Source organism: Pseudoalteromonas sp. DY56-GL79, assembly GCF_041414765.1.
Lineage (GTDB): Bacteria > Pseudomonadota > Gammaproteobacteria > Enterobacterales > Alteromonadaceae > Pseudoalteromonas > Pseudoalteromonas piscicida.
Map to the genome: position 1 here is coordinate 49,573 of NZ_JANHZS010000037.1, position 8,279 is coordinate 57,851.

9 protein-coding genes are annotated in these 8,279 nt (G+C 41.2%); 7 read left to right on the top strand and 2 right to left on the bottom strand.

The window, feature by feature from the left end; genetic code table 11:
* Positions 1-39: 39 nt before the first annotated feature.
* From ccoG to NO992_RS21855, 5 genes are read left to right on the top strand one after another with little or no spacing between them, the layout of a single operon-like run.
* Complete coding sequence (ccoG, locus tag NO992_RS21835) at positions 40-1,497, top strand: cytochrome c oxidase accessory protein CcoG (RefSeq protein ID WP_371380446.1); 1,458 nt, start codon at positions 40-42, stop codon at positions 1,495-1,497.
* A gap of 49 nt (positions 1,498-1,546) precedes the next feature.
* Positions 1,547-2,521 (top strand): serine/threonine protein kinase, encoded by a 975-nt coding sequence (locus NO992_RS21840; protein WP_371380448.1) that lies wholly within the window; start codon positions 1,547-1,549, stop codon positions 2,519-2,521.
* Between the two features lie 16 nt (positions 2,522-2,537).
* Positions 2,538-3,161: a thiol:disulfide interchange protein DsbA/DsbL gene (locus NO992_RS21845; protein ID WP_017219428.1), complete on the top strand. Its 624-nt coding sequence runs from the start codon at positions 2,538-2,540 to the stop codon at positions 3,159-3,161.
* A gap of 18 nt (positions 3,162-3,179) precedes the next feature.
* A complete protein-coding gene (locus NO992_RS21850) occupies positions 3,180-3,809 on the top strand; it encodes a thiol:disulfide interchange protein DsbA/DsbL (RefSeq protein ID WP_017219427.1) in 630 nt (209 codons plus the stop codon).
* Positions 3,810-3,857: 48 nt separating this feature from the next.
* Positions 3,858-4,322: a DUF523 domain-containing protein gene (locus NO992_RS21855; protein WP_010378542.1), complete on the top strand. Its 465-nt coding sequence runs from the start codon at positions 3,858-3,860 to the stop codon at positions 4,320-4,322.
* 3 nt (positions 4,323-4,325) lie between these two features.
* Here the strand turns inward: NO992_RS21855 and trmA are convergent, their stop codons facing one another.
* Positions 4,326-5,420, bottom strand: a complete 1,095-nt coding sequence (gene trmA / locus NO992_RS21860) for a tRNA (uridine(54)-C5)-methyltransferase TrmA (RefSeq protein ID WP_371380451.1) — start codon at positions 5,418-5,420, stop codon at positions 4,326-4,328.
* A 164-nt stretch (positions 5,421-5,584) separates the two neighbouring features.
* Here trmA and NO992_RS21865 point away from each other — a divergent pair, with 164 nt between their 5' ends.
* A complete protein-coding gene (locus NO992_RS21865) occupies positions 5,585-6,712 on the top strand; it encodes a DUF5610 domain-containing protein (protein ID WP_371380453.1) in 1,128 nt (375 codons plus the stop codon).
* Positions 6,713-6,775: 63 nt separating this feature from the next.
* Complete coding sequence (murI, locus tag NO992_RS21870; RefSeq protein ID WP_010378550.1) at positions 6,776-7,552, top strand: glutamate racemase; 777 nt, start codon at positions 6,776-6,778, stop codon at positions 7,550-7,552.
* On the opposite strand, the gene NO992_RS21875 is transcribed toward murI, so the two are convergent.
* Positions 7,553-8,020: an RNA-binding protein gene (locus tag NO992_RS21875; RefSeq protein WP_010378552.1), complete on the bottom strand. Its 468-nt coding sequence runs from the start codon at positions 8,018-8,020 to the stop codon at positions 7,553-7,555.
* Positions 8,021-8,279 lie beyond the last annotated feature (259 nt).

The window sequence follows — 8,279 nt, forward strand, 5'->3', positions numbered from 1 at the left end:
TAGCAAGTGCATCTCGTTCCAAAGCACTAAGGAGCTTCCATGGAGAACGAAAGAATCAAGGTTAAAAACATACCGTCTGAAGTAAAAATTCAAAAGCCAATAGGTGGCACTGAAGGGAAATCGCTCAATAGCTCTACGCCCGATCGTTTTAATCCTCGTAATCGCATATATGTCCGGGCGGTGTCTGGCCTACATCAACTACTAAGAAGGCGTATCGGCTTTATTGGTATGTTGGCATTTATGGCTTTACCTTGGTTAAACTTTCACGGCCATCAAGCGGTGTTGTTCGATATTTTTGAGCAGAAGTTTAATATTTTTGGCATGACACTATGGCCACAAGATCTGACTATCTTTGCTTTTATTCTGATGATAGCGGCATTTGCTCTGTTCTTGGTGACCACCTTCTATGGCCGGGTATGGTGCGGCTACACCTGCCCACAAACCGTTTGGACGTTTATTTTTATTTGGTTTGAAGAAAAGTTTGAAGGAACTGCAAACCAACGGAAAAAGCTAGATCAGAGAGAGATGGATTTTGACAAGTTTTGGCGAAAAACGGCAAAACATGGTAGCTGGATACTCTTTTCACTGTATACCGCAATCACTTTTGTTGGTTACTTTACCCCAATCCGCTCGTTGATCCCTGATTTACTTACTTTCTCTGCTGGCTTTTATTCCGTCATTAGCATTATCGTGTTTACCATTTGTACTTATGGTAATGCCGGTTGGATGAGGGAAATCATGTGTTTACACATCTGTCCTTACTCTCGTTTCCAATCAGCCATGTTTGATAAGGACACATTTACCGTCGCCTATGATAGCGAACGAGGTGAAAGTCGAGGTCCTCGAGGACGCAAGCAAGATCCAAAAGCGCTAGGTTTAGGAGATTGTATTGATTGCAACCTGTGCGTTCAGGTGTGTCCTACCGGTATCGATATTCGTAATGGCTTGCAATATGAATGCATCAACTGTGGTGCGTGTATTGATGCCTGCGATGGTGTTATGGATAAGATGAACTACCCGCGTGGATTGATTGCTTACACTACAGAGCGCAATTTAGAATCATCTAGCGAAAAGACCAAACCAGTACGTGGTAAATTAATCGGTTATTTAATGATTCTGCTCGTTATCACGGGTGCATTAGTTGCGAACATTGCGATGCGTAAGCCGATGGATCTTGATATTATTCGGGATAGAAATCAGCTTTATCGTGTCAATATTGAGGGATTGGTAGAAAATACCTATACCTTGAAAGTGATAAACAAAGCGCAAGTTGAGCAGAAATTTTCTATTGCAATAACAGGTCTAAGTAATTATCAAGTGATCGGTAAGCAAGAGGTGCACTTAGCTGCAGGCACGACATTAGATGTGCCACTCTCTGTTGTGATTGATCCATATGATTTGAAAAAGCCAGTCACTGAATTTGAGTTTGTGCTTATTAACCAAGACGATCCTGAAGAGCGGCTGGCGCAGCCGACCAATTTCTTCAAAGGAAGATAATAGAGTAAGGTAAAAGCGAGGTATAAAACCTCGCTTTTTTATAAACATTATGAACGATTTTAGTTTTAACGCGTTGACACCGGATCTTATTTTAGATGCGATTGAGGCACTTGAGATATATCCGACAACGGGATTATTGGCCTTAAACAGCTATGAAAACCGTGTTTATCAATTTGGTGCTGAGGACGGCAAGCGTTATGTGGTGAAGTTTTACCGCCCAGCGCGTTGGACGGATGAACAAATTCTAGAAGAGCATGAATTCGCATTGGCAGCGAAGGAAGCTGAAGTGCCTGTTGTAGCACCTTTACTTATTACTGGGCGTAGTCTGCATTTTTATGAAGGTTATCGCTATACGTTGTTTCCAAGCGTTGGTGGACGCCAGTTCGAGCTCGATAATCTAGATCACTTAGAAATTTTAGGTCGCTACCTTGGGCGCTTGCATTGTCTGTCGGCCGAGCGAGCATTCGAGCATAGACCACGGCTCAATACCCAGCGTTTTTTGGTTGATGCGCAACAAACACTGCTAAAAAGCCAGTTAGTGCCTAGTCATCTACATACTCCATTTGTTACTATTCTTGAGCAAGTTATTAACAAAGCAACCTCAAAGTATCAAGTTGCCAAAACACTTCGGCTTCATGGGGATTGTCATGCTGGAAATTTATTGTGGTCTAGAGAGCAATTGATGTTGGTGGATCTTGACGACTGTCAGCAAGGCCCAGCAATACAAGACTTGTGGATGATGTTAAATGGCGACCGCAACGAGCAATTGGTACAGTTAGACACCCTACTTATGGGTTACGAAGAATTTATGCCGTTTGATTCAAAAGAGCTTGCGTTAATTGAGCCGCTACGTGCTATGAGAATGGTGAATTATATGGCCTGGTTGGCACAGCGCTGGCAGGATCCTGCATTCGAACGGAACTTTTCTTGGTTTGCGACAGACAAATACTGGGAACAACAGATCTTAGCGTTAAAAGAGCAATTTGCTGCATTAGATGAACCAAGTTTGAGCCTATTTCCTTAAAATTAGAGAGAGTAACATGCTAAAAAAATTAAAAATCGCACTTATTGCATTACTTTTGCCCATTGCTGCGATGGCTTCAGACTTTACCGAAGGTGAGCACTACACAACCTTAACAACCGAACAGAGTGAATCAGAGAAAGTTACCGAGTTTTTCTCTTTTTACTGTCCTCACTGTTTCCGCTTTGAGCCAATTGCAAAAGCGATTGAAAAGAACTTACCTGAGGGGGCGTACTTTGAAAAAAGCCATGTGAACTTCCTGCGAGGCGTTCCTACAGAAACGCAGAGCAACCTAAGCTATGCCTATATTATTGCTGATCAAGCAGGCAAAGCGGATGTGATTGCTGAGAAGATTTTTAATGCTATTCATGTTGAAAGAAACAAACTGTTAGACATTAAAGATTTGAAAACGCTAATGGAGTTAAATGGGATTTCTGCTGAAAAGTTTGATCAGGCTGTAACGAGCATGCCAGTAGTGAGTGCTGAAAATAACATGCTTAAAGCACAAGAAAAGTTTTCTGAAGCGGGTGCGCTTACAGGCGTTCCAACTTTTATCGTAAACGACAAATACAGAATCGAAATGAAAGGTATCAAGAGCCAAGAGCAGCTTGATGAATTGATCGCATATCTATTAAAAAAATAAGGACTGGAGAAAGTTAGTATGTTGAAAGTATTAAAAGGCTTAGCGGTTGCACTAATGCTTCCTCTTCTTGCTCAGGCTGCGCCATTTGAAGAAGGTGTACATTATGAAGTTATTGCCGAGCGTGGCACGAAAAAGCCTGAGGTAATGGAGTATTTTTCTTTTTATTGTCCAGCCTGTAACGCAATGGAAAATTTAATCGTTGACGTTAAACCAAAGCTAGATGAGGGCGTTAAGTTTAAAAAGAGTCACATAGATTTTGTTGGTCCAAGGGAGCCTGAGATCCAACAGGTGTTGGCGCAAGCACTTGCAACTGCAGAAGTGCTGCCTCAAAAAGACAAGATAATTGCAGCCATGTTTAATCACATTCATGGCAAGCGTGCAAAAATCAATGAACTTGCTGATGTAAAAGATATCTTTATTGCGCAAGGTGTTGAAGAAGAGAAATTTGATAAACTTTATGCTAGTTTCTCCGTTCGTACCAAAACATCAAAAATGCAGCGTATGCAGAAGACCCTTTCTGATAAAGGCGCGCTAACAGGGGTACCAATGTTCGTGGTAAACGGTAAATACAAGCTATTGCTTCGTGAGTCTGGTACGACTAAGCCTGAGCAAATTGCTGCTTTGGTGAATTATTTAGCAAAGAAATAAAACCTAATTTGTATTAGACTAGCCCTGCAATTGTTGCGGGGCTTTTTTATGTTTAAGATTTTAGTTTCTAGTTGTTTATTAGGTTATCCGGTGAGGTATGACGCCTCTTCACAAAGCCTTCAAGACAATACCTTGCAGTATTGGCGGCAAAAAAATTGGGTCTTACCGCTATGCCCTGAAGTATCAGGTGGTTTACCAACACCTCGTCCATCGGCTGAAATAGTAGATGGTAAAGTTTTGAGTAAACAAGGGGATGATTTTACCTCTGCGTTTGAACTCGGTGCTAAAAAAGCGCTAGCGGCTTGTCTTCAGCACGATATAAAGTTTGCGTTGTTAAAAGAGTCCAGTCCGTCTTGCGGTAGCAATCTGATTTACGATGGTAGTCATACAGGTAAAAAAATAGTAGGGCAGGGGCTGACGGCGTCTTTATTGCAGCAATCCGGTATTCAAGTCTTTAGCGAAACTCAACTGCCAGCACTTATCAAAGCGATGGCAGCCAGTCGTAATCGTTAGAGATCACTTTCGCACTAAGTAAACGCCAGATTCAATATGATGGGTATAGGGGAACTGATCGAAAATCGCCATACGTGCGATTTTATGTGTTTCACATAACAAGGCTAAATCACGCTCTAACGTGTCTGGATTGCATGAGATATAAATAATGTTGTCGTAGTTGCTAACTAAGCGACAGGTCAATTCATCCATACCAGCACGAGGCGGGTCGACAAGAATCGTTTGGCAATCATAGGACTGTAAATCAATACCATCTAATCGAGAAAACTTCTGCCCTTTCATGGCTTGTGTAAACTCTTCACTCGACATGCGAATAATATCTAAGTTATCGACTTTATTTGCTGCAATATTAAATTGTGCAGACTTTACTGATGATTTAGAGATCTCAGTAGCCAGCACTTTATTGAATGAGCCTGCCAATGCGATTGAAAAGTTACCGTTACCACAATAAAGCTCTAATAGGTCGTTGCTTAGCGGTTCACTAATGGACTGCGCCCAAGCTAGCATTTTCTGATTCACTTGTGCATTCGGTTGCGTAAAGCTGTTCTCAACCTGCTGATAAATATATTCTTTACCGTCAACGCTTAGCTTTTCAGTTACATAGTCATTGCCAAACACAATCTTTTGTTTTCTAGCACGACCTATAAAATCAACTTTGTAGGTTTGTTGCAACTCGGTTCTTAATGTCTGCATGGCAGTTTGCCACGCTTCATCTAACTGCTTGTGATAAAGTAAGCTGATCAGTACTTCACCGCTCAGCGTAGTGAGATAGTCGATCTGAAACAGTTTACGACGCAATATTTCGTTGCCTTTCAGCTGATGTATCATCACCTGCATCATTTCATTGACAAGCAGCGCACCAGGATCAAAGCTATCAACACGGATCTTTTCTTTTGTTTGCTGGTCAAACATGATGTGAAACAGATCTTCACCCTCATGCCATACTCTAAATTCACAGCGCTGGCGGTAATGGCGAGTTGCAGACTCATACACTTCAAGTGCTGGTGCATTAAACTGTGCAAATTGTGTTGTGATACGCTCAGCTTTATCTGCTAACTGTTGCTCGTATGCTGAATCATCAATTTTTATTACTGCCATGCTAAAACCATCTATGTTGAATTAAGAGGCGCTATTTTAGGGAGCGTTGCTAATTTGTCCAGTCTAGCATCACTGATGCGTCTGGTTTGCTGTTTTTTTAATCATTATACTTTAGCTTTGCGCAAATATGCCGATAATCTAACTAATATATTGGAGGGCATACCATGAAAATCGGGCAATTAAATCAGTTGCTCAATCCAGCGATGCAGCATAAGCCTGGAAAGAGCAAAGGGATAGGACCAAACATCCAAATTAATTCAGACAGCTATGCGGGGAATAAATCTAAGCTAGCGGCTAAAATTCTTGATGATAAGCTAGCAGAAGCGTTGGGGATTGAGAAACCGACACAAGATAAAAAAGACAAGCCACTATTTGATTTTGAATCTATTGTCAAAAATGTACTCGATTTTGTTCAGGGTGCAGTGAAGAAAGCCAAAGTCGACGGCAAAAATGATGACGAATTGAAATCCATGCTCGATGGGGCACGTAAGGGCGTGTTACAGGGGATTGATGAAGCCAGCGAAGAGTTAAAAGGCATGGGCGCTTTCAATCCCGACATCGAAGATGGTATTGAAAAGTCACGAGAAGGGATTTTTAAAGGTTTAGATGATTTTGAAAAAGAGCTGTTTGAAGAAAAATCGCCAAAGGCATTAGCGATCAGTGCCGCACAGTTTGCGAGTCTCTCTAATCAGGCTGAATATGCATTTACAACTGCTGAAGGGGATGAAGTCGTTATTTCATTCTCCGATGCGTATTCTCAGGGAGCCGCTGCGAGTGTTGCACAAAAAGGTAATGATTATGGCATGGCATATGGCACTAAGTCCTCTCATGAGGTCAGTTTCTCAATTAAGGTAAATGGTGAGTTGAACGAAGAGGAGCAGCAGGCAATTAACGATATGATGGAAGATATCCGCAATGTCAGTGACTCTTTTTTCGGTGGCGAATACGATGAAGCTTTCGATTTGGCAAAGTCGCTTAGCTTAAACTCTGATCAGATCACTAATTTCACGATGGATCTAAGACAAAGTAAAACGTCAGCTGCGATTGCTCAATATCAGCAAGGCAATCCAATGAAGGAGTTAGAGAAGGCATTTATGCCACTCAATAAGCAGTTAGCAGATATGCAAGAACAAGCTAAGGGACTCAATGCCGATAAGGAGTTGCCAAACCTGCTTGCTTGGATGAATGAAGGTCGGTCGAGACTAAATGAGTTTCTGGATTATGCTAGTAGCTTTTTTAGTAAACTGAATGAACTAAATAAAGAGCAAGTAGAGCAAAAACAAACAAGCTAAGCCAGTTTATTTTCGCGAGGACTCATGGCAAACTTCATACTTCTTTGATTTGAGGTATGAAGTTTGTCGCATATTTTGGTTTTCGATTCAGGGATCGGTGGCACCAGTGTGCTGTCGCACTTAAAGGCATGTTTGCAGGGTGTTTCATTTAGTTATGTTATGGACAACGCTTTTCTCCCATATGGCCTTCAGCCTCAAGAGCTAATCAAATCACGTATCAAGGGGCTTATTTGTTGGCAACAGCAATGCTTGGGCAATGTTGATCTTATCGTTATTGCATGTAATACCGCTTCAACATACGCATTAGAAGAAGCCAGAAAACATACCCATATTCCAATTATAGGCGTTGTTCCCGCTGTTAAGCCTGCTGCGTCTAGTTCAAAGACCAAGCACATCGCACTATTGGCAACACCTGCAACGTCAAATAATGCTTATACGCATAAGCTCATCATGGATTTTACCTCAGGTTGTAAAGTTGAAACTCTGCATTCAACGGAGCTTGTAAGGATCGCTGAGTACTTTTATTGGCATAACGAGTTGGATAAAGATGCACTTTGCGCGGAAATAGCTCGGCTTAACATTCCTGCCACTGTTGATAGGCTAGTGTTGGGATGTACACATTTTCCTTTGATAGCTCACGATATCAAGAATTGCTTACAGAAGCATGTTGAGCTGGTTGATTCAGGCAAAGCAATAGCCAATCGCGCAGTGTCATTGCTGGGAAGTCAAATAGTAGTAGGGGAAAAGGTGCCGAGTGCATCGGAAGTACGTTTCTATGCAACGGCACCAGTAATAGGTAATAAAGAAGCAATCTCTATTATTAATTTAAATAAAGATTAATTAAGCGGGTGAGTGATCCATCTCACTTTCAGGCTTTTGCTTTGCTTCTCTTACTTTTAATGTACGCTGTTGAAATTCACGTTCATTGAGTTGAGTAATCGCCTTTTCTGCATCTTGCTTAGACATCTCAACAAAACCAAAACCACGTCGTTTGCCTGTGTTTTTATCCTTAAGTAGACGAACTGAAAATACTTGCCCTTGCTCTTCGAAAAGTTCGCGGACAACATGTTCGTTGGCTCGATATGGTAGATTACCTACATATAATGTAGTAGTTGATAAGTTTGATTGTTTTTCTTGTTGTGTATCACTTTTTAAAAACTGGCTTACTACACTACCGATGATAATACCTACGGCAAGCATAAGAGCAGCGTCGAGCTGTGTAGAGCTTAATGCAAGATCAACAATGAAAAAGCTCGCTACTGCAATAACCAAAGTGATCAAAATTACTTTATGATCAAAAGACTTCATATAAATATACCAATTAAAAGAAGGTTAAACATTAATTTAACAAATGAGTTAGCTATCTTAACGAGTTAATTAAACTTCGCAATAATTAATATAGTTCTGATAGTAAGATTTGTCCTTTTTTGCATGGTTTTTATACTAAAAAGCGGGGTTTGGTTAATGTTTGTTCGAACGATCAAAAAGATCGAAAAAAAGGGTTGCACTAAAATCGGATCGCCCTATAATGCGACCCCACTGACACGGGGCGCCACGCTGAAAAGCA

Bases quoted from the DNA above. Each gene is read 5' to 3' on its own strand.
- ccoG (WP_371380446.1), top strand. From the start codon at position 40: ATGGAGAACGAAAGAATCAAGGTTAAAAACATACCGTCTGAAGTAAAA.
- NO992_RS21840 (WP_371380448.1), top strand. From the start codon at position 1,547: ATGAACGATTTTAGTTTTAACGCGTTGACACCGGATCTTATTTTAGAT.
- NO992_RS21845 (WP_017219428.1), top strand. From the start codon at position 2,538: ATGCTAAAAAAATTAAAAATCGCACTTATTGCATTACTTTTGCCCATT.
- NO992_RS21850 (WP_017219427.1), top strand. From the start codon at position 3,180: ATGTTGAAAGTATTAAAAGGCTTAGCGGTTGCACTAATGCTTCCTCTT.
- NO992_RS21855 (WP_010378542.1), top strand. From the start codon at position 3,858: ATGTTTAAGATTTTAGTTTCTAGTTGTTTATTAGGTTATCCGGTGAGG.
- trmA (WP_371380451.1), bottom strand. From the start codon at position 5,420: ATGGCAGTAATAAAAATTGATGATTCAGCATACGAGCAACAGTTAGCA.
- NO992_RS21865 (WP_371380453.1), top strand. From the start codon at position 5,585: ATGAAAATCGGGCAATTAAATCAGTTGCTCAATCCAGCGATGCAGCAT.
- NO992_RS21875 (WP_010378552.1), bottom strand. From the start codon at position 8,020: ATGAAGTCTTTTGATCATAAAGTAATTTTGATCACTTTGGTTATTGCA.